Raw genomic sequence first — 15,531 nt, forward strand, 5'->3', positions numbered from 1 at the left:
CGGGAGAGTTCAGCGTTCCTCCTCCTTTTTGCGGTCCGCGACCAGCGCTTCCAGCAGTCGCCGGTCGCGGTCGGCGATCATGGCCTGGCTCTCGGCACCCTGCCAGGAATAGAACCCCTGGCCGCTCTTGGCACCCAGCTGCCCTGCTTGAACCTTGGCCTTCAAGATCGGGTCCTCGCCGGGACGGTTGTCCAAATCGTCGTAGAGGTACTTGGAGATATTGTCGAAGACATCCAATCCTCCCAGATCAGCGCTGGCAATGGGTCCAAGGATGCTCCACCGCCGACCCAGGCTGTAGGTGACAATCTCGTCGACGGCCTGCGGAGTGGCGATGCCGCGTTCCACGATATTCAGGCACTCCCGAATGACAGCCGCCTGGATACGGTTGCCTACGAATCCGAGTGATTCCGTGGACAGCGCCACAGCATGCTTGCCGATGCGGTTCATGAGCTCGACCGCGGTATCCACTACTCCCTGATCAGTGTCCGCAGCAGGCACCACCTCGACCAGGGGCATGAGCTGGGCGGGATTCCAGAAGTGGGCTACCAGGAATCGCTGGGGATGTTGCAGTACCGAGGCGATCTCAGTGGGCCCTAATCCCGAGGTATTGGTAGCCAGAATGGCCTGCTCGCCAACTATGGTCTCCACCTGCTGCCAAACCTGGTGCTTGACATCCATGTCTTCCAAGACGGATTCGATGACAAAATCGGCATCAGCCAGAATGCCGTAATCAGTGTCCTCCTGAATCCGATCCAGCACGCTCTCCCTCTGATCCCGGGGAATCAGCCCGGCACCGATAAAGGTATCCAGATCATGCTCAATCAGTCCTCTCCCACGGTCCGGGGCCTGCCGACTGGAGTCCACCAGCCGGACCGGATACCCGCGCATGGCGAACTGGAGCGCCGTGGCATGCCCCATGGTGCCCGCCCCGATATTGCCGATTACCTTGATGTCGTCGACCTTCATCAGTCACTGCCTTCTTTCCTAACGAATTCACGCCCATCCTACGCGGTCAATCGGCGCAGCCGGGACTTCCAGTAGAGCCATACATTGCAAGATTTTCCTATCGATCATTGGAGACGACGGAAGCCGTTCGGACCTTGTCTGAGAATCCCTCTATGCTGGCCCGTAATTGCAAAACCACTGAAGAGGTCGCCGAACCTATCAGTAACCGGGAACAGACAGTGCGGTGTCGCCCATTCCCGGCGAAAGGAGGTCCGGCCGAAACGGTGCGGATCCGCCCATCCGTCCCGTTGGGCCCGGGTCGAACAGGTCCGGGACTGTCGCAACCCCATGTTGCGGAGCGCTATGTGCAGTGTCACGGACAGGCAATACGTCTGAATTCCGCCTGAGCGGAACCGGCCGGAACCATCGTCATAGGGCTCTCAGGTCAGTTCGAGGAGAAGAGCAGTCATGGCGACCAGGCAGGGCGGAAAGGCCAGTCCCTCCGCATCCACCGACCGGGTCCAACGCAACCTCAAGACCCGCCACGTCACCATGATCGCCCTGGGCGGCTGCATCGGCACCGGCCTGTTCATGACCTCCGGTTCCACCATCGCCAAGGCCGGACCGGGAGGCGCGCTGGTGGCCTACGCGGCCATGGGCCTCATGGTCTACTTCCTGATGACCAGCCTGGGCGAGCTGGCCACCCACCTGCCCACTTCCGGCTCCTTTGCCGCCTACAACGCCCGCTATGTGGATCCGGCCCTGGGCTTCGCCATGGGTTGGAACTACTGGCTGAACTGGGCCATCACCGTGGCTGTGGACATCTCCACCGCAGCCCTGTTGATCCAGTACTGGCTGCCACACACTCCCGGCTGGGTCTGGAGCCTGCTGGTCCTGGTGACTATCTTTCTGATCAACGCCCTGACCGTGTCGACCTTTGGCGAGACCGAGTTCTGGCTCTCCCTGATCAAGGTGGTTACGGTGATCGTCTTCCTGGTCATCGGTCTGGCCATGATCTGTGGAATCATGTTCCGCCCAGCCGTGGGCCTGGGCAATTTCACCTACAAGGACGCCCCCTTCGTGGGAGGATTCCCCGCCATCCTCAACGTCTTTCTGATTGCAGGCTTCTCCTTTCAAGGCACCGAGCTGATCGGAGTCACGGCCGGCGAATCCAAGGACCCGGCCCGGGCCGTTCCCAAGGCCATCAACGACGTCTTCTGGCGGATCCTGCTCTTCTATATCCTGTCCATCTTCGTCATCGCCGCGCTGATCCCCTACACCAGCCCCAATCTGCTCAGCTCCGCCCAGGGAGACATCGCCATGTCGCCCTTCACCCTGGTCTTCCAGCGGGTAGGCCTGGCCTCGGCAGCCAGCGTCATGAACGCCATCATCCTGACCTCGGTCCTATCGTCCGCCAACTCGGGGGTCTACGCCTCAACCCGGATGCTCTACGCCCTTGCCAAGGACCATTACGCCCCGGCCTTCTTCGGGCACACCACCCGACACGGCATCCCCATGGCCTCGCTGGTCGCCACTCTGGTGGTCTCCCTGGCCACCTTCGCCGCCAGCATCTTCGGCCAGCGTATCTACATGTGGCTGGTGGCCGCCTCGGGACTGACCGGATTCATCGTCTGGATCGGCATCGCCCTCAGCCACTATCGCTTCCGCCGCGCCTGGGTGGTCCAGGGCCACCGGGTTGAGGAGCTGCGCTACCACGCCAAGCTCTTCCCCTTGGGGCCTATTCTGGCTCTGATCCTATGCATCATCGTCATCGGCGGGCAAAACCTCGAAGCCTTCGTCAACTGGAACTGGCAGGAGATTGGCGTCACCTACATCAGTGTGCCCCTGGTGCTTGCGCTCTACCTGGGCTACAAGATCCGTTACCATACCCGGATCGTGCCCCTGGAGACGATGGATTTGAGCGGAGATCCGGAATCGCTATGAAAGATTTGCCAGCTAACATGACACATTGTGACCACGGGAGCCGAAAGGCCATACCAATGGCATAGACTCCCTAAGCGTTCGAGGACCGGCTCAAGGACCCGGCCATATGGACCTATTCCGGCATCCAGCCGGCATATCAGGAATCGCAATTTCAGTACGACCCCGGACTCCCCGGTGCGTCGCCCAGCCAAAAGGAGGAGGATCATGACGCAGAACACCAACAATGCAGCGTCGAACACCAATCAATCCGACCGGGCCGGGCAAGAGCACCATGGCTACGGCAGCGTCAAGCGTAACCTCAAGACCCGCCACATCTCCATGATCGCCCTGGGCGGCTGCATCGGCACCGGCCTGTTCATGACCTCCGGCTCCACCATCTCCACAGCCGGCCCCGGCGGCGGACTCCTGGCCTACATAGCCATGGGCGTCATGGTCTACTTCCTAATGACCAGCCTGGGCGAGCTGGCCACCCACCTGCCGGTGTCGGGATCCTTCGCCGCCTACAGCGCCCGCTATGTGGATCCGGCCCTGGGCTTCGCCATGGGCTGGGACTACTGGCTGAACTGGACCATCTCGGGTGCCGTGGACATCTCCACCGCCGCTCTGCTGATCCAGTACTGGCTGCCCCACACCCCAGGATGGATCTGGAGCCTGCTGGTCCTGGTCATCGTCTTCCTGATCAACGCCCTGACGGTCTCCGCATTCGGCGAGACGGAATTCTGGCTCTCCCTGATCAAGGTGGCCACCATCATCGTCTTCCTGGTTATCGGCATGGCCATGATCTGCGGAATCATGTTCCAACCGGCGGTCGGCCTGAAGAACTTCACCTACAAGGACGCCCCCTTCGTGGGAGGGTTCCCGGCCATCATGAGCGTCTTTCTGATCGCCGGCTACTCCTTCCAAGGCACCGAAGTGGTGGGCGTGACCGCCGGCGAGTCCGAGAACCCCGGCAAGGCGGTCCCCAAGGCCATCAACGACGTCTTCTGGCGGATCCTGCTCTTCTATGTGCTCTCCATCTTCGTCATCGCCGCCCTGATCCCCTACACCAGCCCCAACCTCCTGGGAGCCTCTGACGGGAACATCGCCATGTCGCCCTTCACCCTGGTCTTCCAGCGGGCCGGCCTGGCCTCGGCAGCCAGCGTCATGAACGCAGTGGTGCTGACATCCATCCTCTCGGCCGTCAACACCGGGGCCTACGCCTCCAGCCGCATGCTCTACGGATTGGCCAAGGACCACTATGCCCCGGCCATCTTCGCCAAGACCACCAAGAGGGGCATCCCCCTGGCGGCCCTGGTGGCCACGGTCTGCATGTCCCTGGCCACCTTCGCCTCCAGCATCTTCGGCCAGTCCTTCTACATGTGGCTGGTGACCGCCACAGGACTGACCGGGTTCATCGCCTGGATCGGCATCGCCCTGGGCCACTTCCGCTTCCGGAGGGCCTTCAAGCTCCAGGGGCACGACCTGAGCGAGCTCAAGTACCACTCCAAGCTCTATCCGTTCGGCCCGGTCCTGGCCATGGTGCTCTGCGTCATCGTCATTGCCGGACAGGACATCCCCTCCCTGCTCAGCCTGAACTGGTCGCACATGGCCATGACCTACTTCAGCGTGGTCCTGGTCCTGGTCCTCTATCTGGGCTTCAAGTTCGTCAACCACACCAAGATCGTGCGCCTCAAGGATATGGACGTGTCCGGCGCCGAATCCGCCCACTGAGGCAGCAGGGTTCAGAGGGCACGGCACCTTGTAAGTAGTTCAACGTCCTTATATAACCAATGGTGCCCCGCAGATGGTCGTTCCATTCGCGGGGCACCGCCGTATATCCTCCAGCAGTGAATATTACGCACATCCATATGACCGATCCGGTCAGCGAACAATCTGAGCGCGCAACTGAAACATGAGTGTCCGGTCACGATAACAAAATGGCCGTTCCCTCATCGGCTTTGCATCCGGATAAGGGGACGGCCATTTGCTGAATGGTCAGTCGGACTAGGCAGGGTCCTCCCGACAGAACCTAGATGTCACTGCACCTGGGAACGAGCGATCTTGCCGGTGAAGGACTGGGCCTCGTCAGCATCCTTGACGTCCTTGTTCCAAGAGAACATGGCGCGCAGCTTGGGGCCGACCTCCTCGATCTTCTCGTGGGAGTACTTCTCCTGGAGCTCCTTGAACTTGGGGGCGCCGGCATCCTGATCGTCAATGAACTCCTTGGCGAAGGAGCCGTCCTGAATGCGCTGCAGCTGGTGACGCATCCTGTCCTTGGTGGACTCGTCCACCACGGTGGAGGTGAAATCACCGTACTGAGCGGTGTCGGAGCAGGACCAGCGAGCCTTGTTCAGGCCGCCCTCGTTCATCAGGTCGACCAGCATCTTGAGCTCGTGGCAGACCTCGAAGTAGGCGATTTCGGGCTGGTAGCCAGCCTCGGTCAGCACTTCGAAGCCAGCCTCGACCAGGTGGTTGACGCCGCCCATGAGCACATCCTGCTCGCCGAAGAGGTCAGTCTCGGTCTCTTCCTTGAAGGTGGTCTTGATGGCGCCGGCGCGCAGGGCGCCCAGAGCCTTGGCGTAGGCCAGAGTGATGTCCCAGGCGTCGCCGCGGGGATCCTGCTCCACGGCCACAACCACGGGCACACCACGGCCAGCGACGTACTCACGACGGACAATATGGCCCGGGCCCTTGGGGGCCACCATGAAGACCGGATGGTCGGCGCTGGGCTTGATGTAGCCGTAATGGATGTTGAACCCGTGGGCGAAGGCGACTGCCGCACCCTCCTTGATGTTGGGCTCGATGTCATCCCGCCAGATGTTGCGCTGGTACTGGTCGGGGGCCAGAATCATGACGATGTCAGCCTCTTTGGTGGCCTCGGGCACGGTCTTGACCTCCAGGCCCTGCTCCTTGGCGAAGGGCACCGACTTGGAGTTGGCACGCAGGCCGACCACAACGTCCACACCGGAATCACGCAGGTTCAGCGCATGAGCATGTCCCTGGGAACCGTAGCCGATGATGGCCACCTTCTTGCCATCCAGAACCGAAAGGTCCCCATCCTTCTCATACCAGATCTGTGCTGCCATTATCTACACTCCTTTATGTGCGGTCCAACCGGACCGGCTCTTCCAGGCCGGGGAACGCTAAATACTGTGAATTCCTGTCGTTGTTCCAGGCGGACGATGCTCTTTCGACCGGGGCGACGGATTTTGTCCTTGACCCCGATCCGTACCCTGTGGATACGGTATGCCTCCAACCATACTCGTGATATGGCCAGATGGACTGTCCGCAATTCGTTGTTCGGACACCGGCACGATTCAAAGAACCGGCCAGCGGGATGCCTCCAGGGCTTACTTGGTGAAGTCCACATCCTTGGTTTCGTGGCAGGTCAGCACTGCCACCAGGCAGCAGACCGCCATAACGGCCAGGTAGAGCCCGACCGAACGCACTCCCCAGTGGGAGGAGAGCCAGGTGGCGATGGTAGGCACGAAGGCCGCGCCCACGATGGCCGCCAAGTTGTAGCCGATGCCGGAACCCGAGTAGCGCACGTTGGCGTCAAAGAGCTCTGGCAGGAAGGCGCCGATAGGCCCGAAGGCGATGCCCATCAGGGCGAACCCGACGCAGAGGAAGACCATGACCTGGAAGGTGTTGTGATGGGCCATGAGCAGGTAGGGGAAGACCAGGCTGAAGACCACCAGCATGACGGAGCTGCCGATCAGCACCCGGCGACGGCCGATGCGGTCCGCATAGACGCAGGCCAGCACGATGAAGAGGGCGAAGACCAGGATGGAGACCATAAGCATGAGCAGGTACTCCTGGTTGGTGAAGCCCAGTCCACCGCCGCCCTGGGACTTGGGCTTGGTGCCGTAAGCCAGCGACCAGGTGGCCAAGGTGTAGAAGAGGGTGTAGGTGACCGCGACCAGGAAAGTGGCCTGGAGCACCTGGCGCCAGCTCTTGCGGAAGACCTCCAGAAGCGGGGTCTTGACGACCTTCTGCTGATCCAGGGCCATCTGGAAAATGGGGGTCTCCTGCATGGAGACGCGCACAGCCAGCCCCACGACCACCAGGATGGCGGAGAGCAGGAAGGGCACACGCCAGCCCCAGCTCAGCATCTGCTCGGGTGTGCAGAACATCTCCAGCAGGAAGTAGGTCCCGTTGGCCAGGAAGAAGCCGATTGGGGCACCCAGCTCAGGGAAGGAGCCGTAAAGGGCCCTCTTGCCTTCCGGGGCGTTCTCGGTGGCCACCAGGGCCGCGCCGGACCACTCGCCACCCAGGCCGATACCTTGCACGAACCGGCACAGGCAGAGGACCACTACGGCCCAGAGCCCCCAGGTGGCATAAGTGGGCAGGACGCCGATCAGAACCGTGGAGCAGCCCATGGTCAGCAGGGAGACCACCAACGTGGTCTTGCGCCCCTGACGGTCCCCGAAGTGTCCGAAGATCAAGGATCCCAAGGGCCGCGCGATGAAAGCGATGGCGAAGGTCAGCAGGGAGGCCAGGAGGGCCACGGTCGGATCGGTCTTAGGGAAGAACAGCTTGGGGAAATAGTTGGCCGAAGCCGTCCCGTAAGCGTAGAAATCGTAGAACTCGATGGCCGTGCCGACCATGGAGGCCCCGATGACCGTGCGAACCGAGCTGCGGGTCACACGGGTGCTGCCGGACGCGGTGGCTGTCGAGGCCGGGGAAGCAACACTGACGTCGTTTGCCGTCACTTCATCTCATCTCCTTATAGAAAAACCCCGCTGTTGGCAGGGTCTGATGCGATGAAGCCTATGCGTCCAGCCCCGCCTTCCGACGGGGTCGAACAATGAAGATTGTCGAGTCAGTCCGCCGGTGAGGACGGGCTAATAATTCGTGCGGACACGGTGCCGAATCGGCGGGTGTCTGTCAAGCTGGTCATCACGGCGAACCTCCCTTCATCATTCTCGAATCGGATGCGTTTTCCGCGCATCTGTATTGGTGCTGACCATAGGCCTGGCACCGGCTTGTTCAACGAGACAGGTCCACTATGTGGACGGATAGATGTTGGGGTCGGTGAAGAACCGGCCCGGAAATTCGTTGGAAATCACGGCCTGACGGTCGGCATACATGAGGGCGCAGGAGAAGGAGAATCCGGCGGCCAGCACATCCGGCGGCACCAGGAAGAGTGCGGTGGCCAGACCGTCAGCCAGGCCCGTGGGGTGTTCATTGTTCCTCTCGTCAATCACTACCCAGGAGGCCAGCACGCGGTCGACCGGACGACCGTCGATGGCATCCAGGATGTGGTGAAGTGCCGTCAACCCCGCTGCTGCGGCATCCTCGGAGCGGTCGGTCCAATGGCGACGGCTGGGTGCCGAGGCGCACAAGGATCCATGGGACAGCTCAACCTGGCCCACACCTGCAGACAGATCACCGGGATCCTCCATGGCGATGGAGATCGGAGGAGAGGTCCGCATACGCATGTCGCCACCGGCATCGATCAGATACTCTTCCACCCGAGGTTCGAGCAAATCGGCAATGAGGTCTACCAGATAGCCCTTGCCGACCGCCCCGAAATCAAGGCTGACCGGACCGGTAGTCACAAGGACAGCACCCTGACGCCTGAGGTCATCGCCCCAGGTCGGTCGCCCATGGATCCGCCCCAGATGACCGGCAGCATCGGCCTGCAGCCGGAAGGTGGGCTGCCTGCCGTAGCCCAGACGGGTCAGGTCCTCGCCCACCATGGGGTCCAAGGCCCCGTCGGTGACGGAGTACAGCCTGTCATATAGGTCAAAGAGCCCTTGACAGTAGTCCGGAAAGACGAACCTGCCCCCATGAATAGCCTGGGCCATCTGCGCAGGTATGGCATCCTGCCTGAACCGCGACAGAGCACGTTCGTAATCCTCGATCAGATCGGCAATGGCGCCGTGAAGCCAGTCTCCCAAAGGCCGATTCGTGGAGATAATGATTCCCGTACCCACCGCCCCGGGGAAGGCGGTCAGGCAGGGCAGACCCATGGAGATTCCTCAGTCGATCAGCGAGTGGATCTGCACGATCTGATCGCGGCCCGGGCCCGAACCCACAGCCGAGATGCGGCAGCCGGACAGGTCCTCCAGGCGGTGGATGTAGTCCTTGGCCTTGGTCGGGAACTCCTCGAAGCTCTTGGCGCCGGAGATGTCCTCGCGCCAGCCCGGCAGCTCCTCGTATACCGGCTGGGCGGATTGGAACTCAGCCTGGTCCACGGGCATCTGATCCACCCTGACGCGGGAGCCGTCGGACCGGGTGATGTCGTAGCCCACGCAGACCGGGATGGTCTCCAGGCCGGAAAGGACATCCAGCTTGGTCAGCACGATGTCGGTCAAGCCGTTGATCTGCACTGCATAGCGGCTGACCAGCGCGTCGAACCAACCGCAGCGACGGGAGCGGCCGGTGGTCACCCCGTACTCGTGTCCCTGACGGCGCAGCCATTCGCCCTGCTCATTGTCCAGTTCCGTGGGGAAAGGTCCCTCGCCCACGCGGGTCACATAGGCCTTGGCCACGCCGACCACCCGGTCGATCTTGGTCGGGCCCACGCCGGTGCCGGTGCAGGCTCCCCCGGCGGTGCAGTTGGATGAGGTGACGAAGGGGTAGGTACCGTGGTCCACGTCCAGCATGGTGGCCTGTCCGCCTTCGAAAAGCACGTTCTTGCCCTGTTCCAGGGCCTGGTTGAGCATCAGCGAGGTGTTGGCCACATAGGGCTTGAGCCGTTCGGCGTATCCCGCCAGCTCTTCAACGGTGGCCTCCACCTCGATGGCCCGGCGGTTGTAGAGCTTGACCAACATCTGATTCTTCTGGTGCAGGCTGGCCTCCACCTTGTCACGCAGGTGGTCGACATTGAACAGGTCGTGCACACGAATGCCCACACGGTTGATCTTGTCGGCGTAGGCGGGGCCGATCCCGCGGCCGGTCGTGCCGATCTTATGCTTGCCCAGGAAGCGCTCGGTCACCTTATCCAGCGTCCGGTGGTAGGGGGCGATGATGTGCGCAGACTCGCTGATCCTCAGCCGGCTGCAATCCACGCCGCGGGACTGGAGCCCATCGATCTCCTCGAAGAGGGCGGCCGGGTCGACCACGACACCGTTGCCGATGACCGGGGTGATGGCCGGGTGAATGATCCCCGAGGGCAGAAGATGGAGGGCGTACTCCTGATCACCCACGACCACGGTATGGCCGGCATTGTTGCCCCCGTTGAACCTGGCGACGTAGTCCATGTGCTCGCCGATCAGATCCGTTGCCTTGCCCTTGCCCTCGTCGCCCCACTGGGCCCCGACGATCACGATTCCAGGCATACGATGCTCCTTATCCACTGGCCGCCATCCAAGGAAACAACGGCAGACCATCCATAGATGAGCCTAACCCTACGTATGGAGCGGAAGACCGACCGACCCAGGCACCAACCCTGGCGTCAGAAGGCCCGAACAGGTTCAGCAGTCGACCGCAGCTTCCCCGTCATCATGTACCTCTCAAGACAGGAAGTTGCCAATCACCTCATGGCTCTTCCCGCACTACCCAGCTGCTGGCAGGCCTGGACTACACGCGCCGCCATCCCGTCCTCGGCCTGGCGTCCCCAGGAACGGGGGTCGTACTCGCTCTTTTCGCCGACCTCCCCGTCCACCTTGAGGACCTTGTCGTAGTTGGCGAACATGTGCCCGGCCACGGCCCTGGTGAAGGCGTACTGGGTGTCGGTGTCCACATTCATCTTGACCACGCCATGAGAGACGGCCGAGGCAATCTCCCCCGGCTGCGAGCCAGAGCCCCCGTGGAAGACCAGGAGGAAGGGCTTGTCGGCAGGGGCGCCCGGGGCGGGGAAGCTGCCGACCTCCCCATCGGATATGGCTCTGGCGGTCCTGGCCTGGATCTGCCCCAGCAGGTCGGGCCGCAACTTGACCACACCGGGCTTGTAGGCCCCATGCACGTTGCCGAAGGTGAAGGCCACCATGTAGCGGCCGCGCTCGCCCAGACCCAGGGCATCGACCACCCTGGGGCCGTCCTCGGGCGAGGAATAGAGCCGCTGGTCGATGGCAGCCGAATGACCATCCTCCTCGCCGCCTACTGTGCCCACCTCAATCTCGAGAATGGTGTGGGCGGCCTGGGACAGTTCCAACAGCTCCGCCGCCGTGGCCAGATTCTCCCGCAGGGGCAGGCCGGAACCGTCCCACATGTGCGACTGGAAGAGCGGGTCCTGACCGCGGGCCACCTGGTTCTTCTCGACGGCCAGCAGGGGCCGAACCCATTCGTCCAGGTATTGCGGGGCGCAGTGGTCCGTATGCAGGGCCACGGTGATGCTTGGATAGCGGGCAATCACCTCGTGGGCGAACTTGGCAAAGGCGATGGAACCAGCCACCCGGTCGGCCAGGCGCTGTCCGGACAGGTAGGCGGCACCTCCCACTGAGACCTGGATGATCCCGTCGGACTGGGCCTCGTCCAGCCCCTGCAGGGCCGCGTTCAGGGTCTGGGTGCTGGTCACATTGATGGCGGGATAGGCGTAGGACCCCCGTCTGGCCGCATCGAGCATCGCCACATACTGTTCAGGAGTCGCTAAAGTCATACCCTCATTATCGTCCGTTGCAAGGAAAAGCGGCCGACCACCCGTAGCTGCAGACATCACCGATGGATTTGCGGGTCTCTGCCCTGATGGCGAACACCCCCCGACGCGCTTTGACAAGCCTCCAAGCCGCAGGTAGTTTAGCTCCGTACAGTTTGATGAAACGTTACATCAAACAGGTTGTTTGTTTCACGGCAGTAACGAATCAGCCTAGGGAAGGCACGACATAGGTAAGCAGAAGGTTGGGGCTGCCCATCCTTCTGGGAAGGAGACCAACGTGTCAGCAAACAAGGGAACCGTCCGCAAGATCATCCTGGATCTGGACACTGGCATCGATGACACGCTGGCTCTGTCCTACGTTCTGGGCTCCCCGGATGCCGAACTGATCGGAATCACCGGCACCTACGGCAACGTGGTGCGCGACCAAGGTGTCGACAACGATCTGCGGCTGCTGGCCATGTATGGCAGAGAGGACATCCCGGTCTTCAAGGGAATCGATCACCCCAGCACGGCCGACTCCTTCAGCGTTCCGCCGGACTCCGAGATCTTCCACGGGGCCAACGGCACCGGCAACGTCGAAATCCCCGCACAGACCGACCGGCAGGCCAGCCAGCAGAGCTCGGTGGACTTCATCATCGACGCGGTCCGTCGTTACCCCAAGGGTGAGCTGGTCGTAGTGCCCACCGGCGCCCTGACCACCATCGCCGCCGCCCTGGAAAAGGCCCCCGACATCGTCGACCGCATCAGCATCGTCATGATGGGCGGCACGCTGACCCAGCCTGGCAACGTTGGACCCTTCGCAGAGGCCAACATCAACCAGGATCCCGAGGCAGCCAACCGGGTCTTCGCCACCACCGCAGACATCACCATGGTTGGCCTGGATGTGACCACCCAGGCTCTGATGAGCCGCGAGGACACCGAGGCCCTGCGCGCCACAGGCACCAGCGCCGGCCGCTTCCTGGCAGACATGACCGATTACTACATCGACATCAGCGAAAAGGAGAGCGGGGTCTACCTGGGAGGCTGCAACCTGCACGATCCCCTGGCCGCAGCCGTGGCCATCGACCCCAGCCTGGTCACCACCTTCGCCACCAATCTGATGGTCGAGACCGAGGGACCGCAGCGGGCCCGTACCATCGGCGACCCCAGCAGGCTTCTGGACACGGTCAAGAACACCAAGGTGGCCCTGTCGGTCGACACCGAGCGGTTCACCCGGCGCTTCATGGACAGGCTTCTGACCCTGGTGCGCAAGACCGAGAGCGAACGATAGAAGGACGGCAGTCATGAGCGAAACCATCACTACAACGGCTACCGAAGCAACCGTGGACGAAAACCGCCGCAGCACCAAGCGGGCCCTGCCGGCCCTGCTGGCCATCTTCCTGCTGGGCACACTGATGATCCAGGCCTTCAACCTGGTCTTCCAGAACGTGGGTGACTCCCTGGGGATGTCCGCCAACGCCTCGCTGATCAGCACCCTGCCCGGCATCGTCCTGGGCGTGGTCTGCATGCTCTACGGCACCCTCTGCGACTACATCTCCCCAAGGAAGATGACCCTGTTCGGCGTGGGCGCCCTGATCGTCGGCAGCCTCCTGGGCTTCTTCGGCGCTTCGAACTTCTGGGCCGTGGTCCTGGCCCGCATGATCCAGACCGCGGGCGGTCAGGTGGCCGGCTCGGTCTTCCTGGTCATGGCCATGAAGTACCTGAGCGACAAGGAACGCGCCTTCTACCTGGGCATCTTCAACGCCGTCTACTACGCATCCTCGGCTGTGGGCATCTTCGCCGGCGGACTGATCACCTCCATCGACTGGCGCTACCTCTTCCTGGTGCCCCTGGTCTCCATCCTGCTCATCCCCCCGGTGCTCAAGTACACGCCTGACACCGGCATCAAGGGCGAGCGCATCGACGTCTTCGGCATCGCCCTGTTCGCGCTGATCGCCGGGTTCGTGGCCGTCTACTTCTCCTTCCCGGCCACCTGGATGCTTGGGGTGCTGGCCGTCCTGATCCTGATCTTCGCCGGCTACGTCTGGAAGGGCGCCAACCCCTTCCTGAGCCGCGGGTTCGTGACCAACGGCGCCTACATGGCTGTCCTGCTGGCCCTCTTCGTCTTCTACTTCTTCAATTTCGCCTGCGTGCCCATCTACAACGTGATCGGCGACCGCATCTACGGAATCTCCCTGAGCCAGGTCTCCCTCTGCCTGACCATCGTCTACATCGTGGCCACTCTGGTGGGCTGCCTGTCCGGAGTCATCATGAACGCCATGGGACGCCTGCCCATGCTGATCCTGTCCGCCCTGCTCATGATCGCCGGAGCCGCCGGTTCGGCCCTGATGCTCACCTCGGGTTTCTGGGTCCTGACCGCGCTGGCCTCGGTCTTCATCGCCGGCATCACCATGTCCTACACGCCCCTCTACGACTCCTTCTCGGCCACTCTGCCTGTGGACCAGAACGGACGCGGCATCGGCATCGGGGATCTGATGATGAACACCTCGGCCTCTATTGGCATGGCTGTCTACAGCGGACTCATGGCCAATCCCCAATTCGGGTCGCATGCACTGGCGGGCGTCAAGACCGGCATCCAGGCCCAGGTGGCCAACATGTTCTGGGTCATGGCGGCGGCCGCTCTGCTGGCCCTGATCATCGTGGCCATCTTCCACAAGGCCATGTCAGCCAAGGCTCCCCAGGAGTAAGGCTGGTGTGACCTACACATACTTGGTCGGATAGCCGCACTGCTTGGTCCACTCTTCCTGGCCTCGGGAATGAGTCGGGCCCAGCACCGGCACCCGGCCGCTCGAACCGGGGAGGGAGCGGAGTTCGGACTGCTTTTGGCAATGTGATAGTCCCCCTCTTCCCTCAGCCGCCGAAGGCAAGAAGATCGCCGTCCCTCCCCCCGGTGGAGAACCCCCGTCATAGCCATAACTGACGGGGGTTCTTCCATATTTTCAATGCTCGTCTTCAATTCTGTGCCTATGATTTGGGCCGCGCATCGGAGCACGATCTATGCCAGAATGTGGCTGCACGGAACTGTCAATTCCATCTCGGAGATCTGCCGGCCTTGAGTCCTGAATACGAGGGGGGGGGGGTAGAAGCTCAAGGAACAAAGGTTCGGACCGGACCAACACTGGGCGACTCATGGATTTGCAAACACTCATTGATTTGCCAACGCCCGACCGTACTGTAATAGACCTTAACGAACTCAATCGAGCCATTGGACATACGGTTTCACGTGAAACGTCGGCGCACTGATACTTCCCCCAAAATGAAGAGAACCCGGCGGTGCGTGAACACCGCCGGGCGAGAGAGAAGAAAGGGAAATCAGTTGTCGGACGGAGGTCAACCGCCCGTTCGGTTTTTGAGCCGATATCTATAGTAAAGAGCAGGTACCTTATGGTGACGATAGTGTTATCTGAAAATTCTCTGTGAATCCAGCAGGATCAGGAAGCGGGCATAGGGCCGGTTAGACTGGATTTCGGATGGTTTCCCGCCCGAGGAGAGACCCTCGACCAACGAATCCAAAGGAGATACCTAGGCATGTTGCTCAGCGACCATGACATCCTGGATGCCCACCAGGCAGGACACCTGAATCTGGACCCGTGGACGCCCGCCATGGTCCAGCCCTCCAGCGTGGACGTACGCCTGGACCGCTACTTCCGGGTCTTCAACAACCATCAGTACACATACGTGGATCCGGCGGAGGACCAGGGTGCGCTGACCGAGCAATTCGAGGTGCCCAAGGACGAACCCTGGATTCTGCACCCAGGCGAGTTCGTTCTGGGATCCACCTGGGAGTATGTCAAGCTGGACTCCACTCTGGCCGCCCGGTTGGAGGGCAAAAGCTCCCTGGGCCGCCTGGGCATTCTGACCCACTCCACCGCCGGGTTCGTCGATCCGGGTTTTGAAGGTCACATCACCCTGGAGCTGTCCAACGTGAGCACCCTGCCGGTCAAACTTTGGCCTGGCATGAAGATCGGCCAGATGTGCTTCTTCCAGCTCTCCTCGCCCGCTCAATACCCTTACGGGTCCAAGCACAACGGCTCCCACTACCAAGGCCAGCGCGGTCCAACCCCCTCCCGCTCCTACGTCAACTTCTACAAGGCTGACGTCTCAGACTGATCAGACCCAGG

At 61.9% G+C, this 15,531-nt stretch carries 11 protein-coding genes and 1 riboswitch; of the genes, 5 read left to right on the plus strand and 6 right to left on the minus strand.

What is annotated here, in order from left to right; all coding sequences use genetic code 11:
• Positions 1-9 precede the first annotated feature (9 nt).
• Complete coding sequence (locus P272_RS0104415; protein WP_029678344.1) at positions 10-966, minus strand: 3-hydroxyacyl-CoA dehydrogenase family protein; 957 nt, start codon at positions 964-966, stop codon at positions 10-12.
• A 172-nt stretch (positions 967-1,138) separates the two neighbouring features.
• Positions 1,139-1,317: riboswitch (Lysine riboswitch) on the plus strand.
• 180 nt (positions 1,318-1,497) lie between these two features.
• Here P272_RS0104415 and P272_RS0104420 point away from each other — a divergent pair.
• Both P272_RS0104420 and P272_RS0104425 read left to right on the plus strand, forming a co-directional pair.
• A complete protein-coding gene (locus tag P272_RS0104420; protein WP_441293857.1) occupies positions 1,498-2,889 on the plus strand; it encodes an amino acid permease in 1,392 nt (463 codons plus the stop codon).
• Between the two features lie 204 nt (positions 2,890-3,093).
• Positions 3,094-4,599 (plus strand): amino acid permease, encoded by a 1,506-nt coding sequence (locus P272_RS0104425; protein WP_029678346.1) that lies wholly within the window; start codon positions 3,094-3,096, stop codon positions 4,597-4,599.
• A 305-nt stretch (positions 4,600-4,904) separates the two neighbouring features.
• On the opposite strand, the gene ilvC is transcribed toward P272_RS0104425, so the two are convergent.
• The 5 genes from ilvC to fbaA form a co-directional block, all read right to left on the minus strand.
• Positions 4,905-5,954 (minus strand): ketol-acid reductoisomerase, encoded by a 1,050-nt coding sequence (ilvC, locus tag P272_RS0104430; protein ID WP_015022635.1) that lies wholly within the window; start codon positions 5,952-5,954, stop codon positions 4,905-4,907.
• 264 nt (positions 5,955-6,218) lie between these two features.
• On the minus strand, positions 6,219-7,475 hold the full coding sequence (locus P272_RS0104435; protein ID WP_195760154.1) for an MFS transporter: 1,257 nt from the start codon (positions 7,473-7,475) through the stop codon (positions 6,219-6,221).
• 399 nt (positions 7,476-7,874) lie between these two features.
• Positions 7,875-8,843 carry an FAD:protein FMN transferase gene (locus tag P272_RS0104440; RefSeq protein ID WP_029678348.1) on the minus strand — a complete coding sequence of 323 codons (969 nt, stop codon included), beginning with the start codon at positions 8,841-8,843 and terminating at the stop codon, positions 7,875-7,877.
• 9 nt (positions 8,844-8,852) lie between these two features.
• Positions 8,853-10,154 (minus strand): adenylosuccinate synthase, encoded by a 1,302-nt coding sequence (locus P272_RS0104445; RefSeq protein ID WP_029678349.1) that lies wholly within the window; start codon positions 10,152-10,154, stop codon positions 8,853-8,855.
• Positions 10,155-10,348: 194 nt separating this feature from the next.
• Positions 10,349-11,413: a class II fructose-bisphosphate aldolase gene (fbaA, locus tag P272_RS0104450; protein WP_029678350.1), complete on the minus strand. Its 1,065-nt coding sequence runs from the start codon at positions 11,411-11,413 to the stop codon at positions 10,349-10,351.
• 274 nt (positions 11,414-11,687) lie between these two features.
• On the opposite strand from fbaA, the gene P272_RS0104455 reads away from it, so the two are divergent.
• The 3 genes from P272_RS0104455 (at position 11,688) to dcd (ending at position 15,520) form a co-directional block, all read left to right on the plus strand.
• A complete protein-coding gene (locus tag P272_RS0104455) occupies positions 11,688-12,680 on the plus strand; it encodes a nucleoside hydrolase (protein WP_029678351.1) in 993 nt (330 codons plus the stop codon).
• Between the two features lie 13 nt (positions 12,681-12,693).
• A complete protein-coding gene (locus P272_RS0104460) occupies positions 12,694-14,097 on the plus strand; it encodes an MFS transporter (RefSeq protein WP_044097755.1) in 1,404 nt (467 codons plus the stop codon).
• Between the two features lie 841 nt (positions 14,098-14,938).
• Positions 14,939-15,520: a dCTP deaminase gene (gene dcd, locus P272_RS0104465; RefSeq protein WP_024627087.1), complete on the plus strand. Its 582-nt coding sequence runs from the start codon at positions 14,939-14,941 to the stop codon at positions 15,518-15,520.
• The last annotated feature ends 11 nt before the right edge of the window (positions 15,521-15,531 follow it).

Source organism: Bifidobacterium sp. 7101, from assembly GCF_000499285.1.
In the GTDB taxonomy this organism is placed as follows: Bacteria; Actinomycetota; Actinomycetes; order Actinomycetales; family Bifidobacteriaceae; genus Bombiscardovia; species Bombiscardovia apis_A.

What these genes read in the sequence shown, in the direction of transcription:
- P272_RS0104415 (WP_029678344.1), bottom strand. Translation starts at nt 966, where the DNA reads ATGAAGGTCGACGACATCAAGGTAATCGGCAATATCGGGGCGGGCACC.
- P272_RS0104420 (WP_441293857.1), top strand. Translation starts at nt 1,498, where the DNA reads ATGATCGCCCTGGGCGGCTGCATCGGCACCGGCCTGTTCATGACCTCC.
- P272_RS0104425 (WP_029678346.1), top strand. Translation starts at nt 3,094, where the DNA reads ATGACGCAGAACACCAACAATGCAGCGTCGAACACCAATCAATCCGAC.
- ilvC (WP_015022635.1), bottom strand. Translation starts at nt 5,954, where the DNA reads ATGGCAGCACAGATCTGGTATGAGAAGGATGGGGACCTTTCGGTTCTG.
- P272_RS0104435 (WP_195760154.1), bottom strand. Translation starts at nt 7,475, where the DNA reads ATGGTCGGCACGGCCATCGAGTTCTACGATTTCTACGCTTACGGGACG.
- P272_RS0104440 (WP_029678348.1), bottom strand. Translation starts at nt 8,843, where the DNA reads ATGGGTCTGCCCTGCCTGACCGCCTTCCCCGGGGCGGTGGGTACGGGA.
- P272_RS0104445 (WP_029678349.1), bottom strand. Translation starts at nt 10,154, where the DNA reads ATGCCTGGAATCGTGATCGTCGGGGCCCAGTGGGGCGACGAGGGCAAG.
- fbaA (WP_029678350.1), bottom strand. Translation starts at nt 11,413, where the DNA reads ATGACTTTAGCGACTCCTGAACAGTATGTGGCGATGCTCGATGCGGCC.
- P272_RS0104460 (WP_044097755.1), top strand. Translation starts at nt 12,694, where the DNA reads ATGAGCGAAACCATCACTACAACGGCTACCGAAGCAACCGTGGACGAA.
- dcd (WP_024627087.1), top strand. Translation starts at nt 14,939, where the DNA reads ATGTTGCTCAGCGACCATGACATCCTGGATGCCCACCAGGCAGGACAC.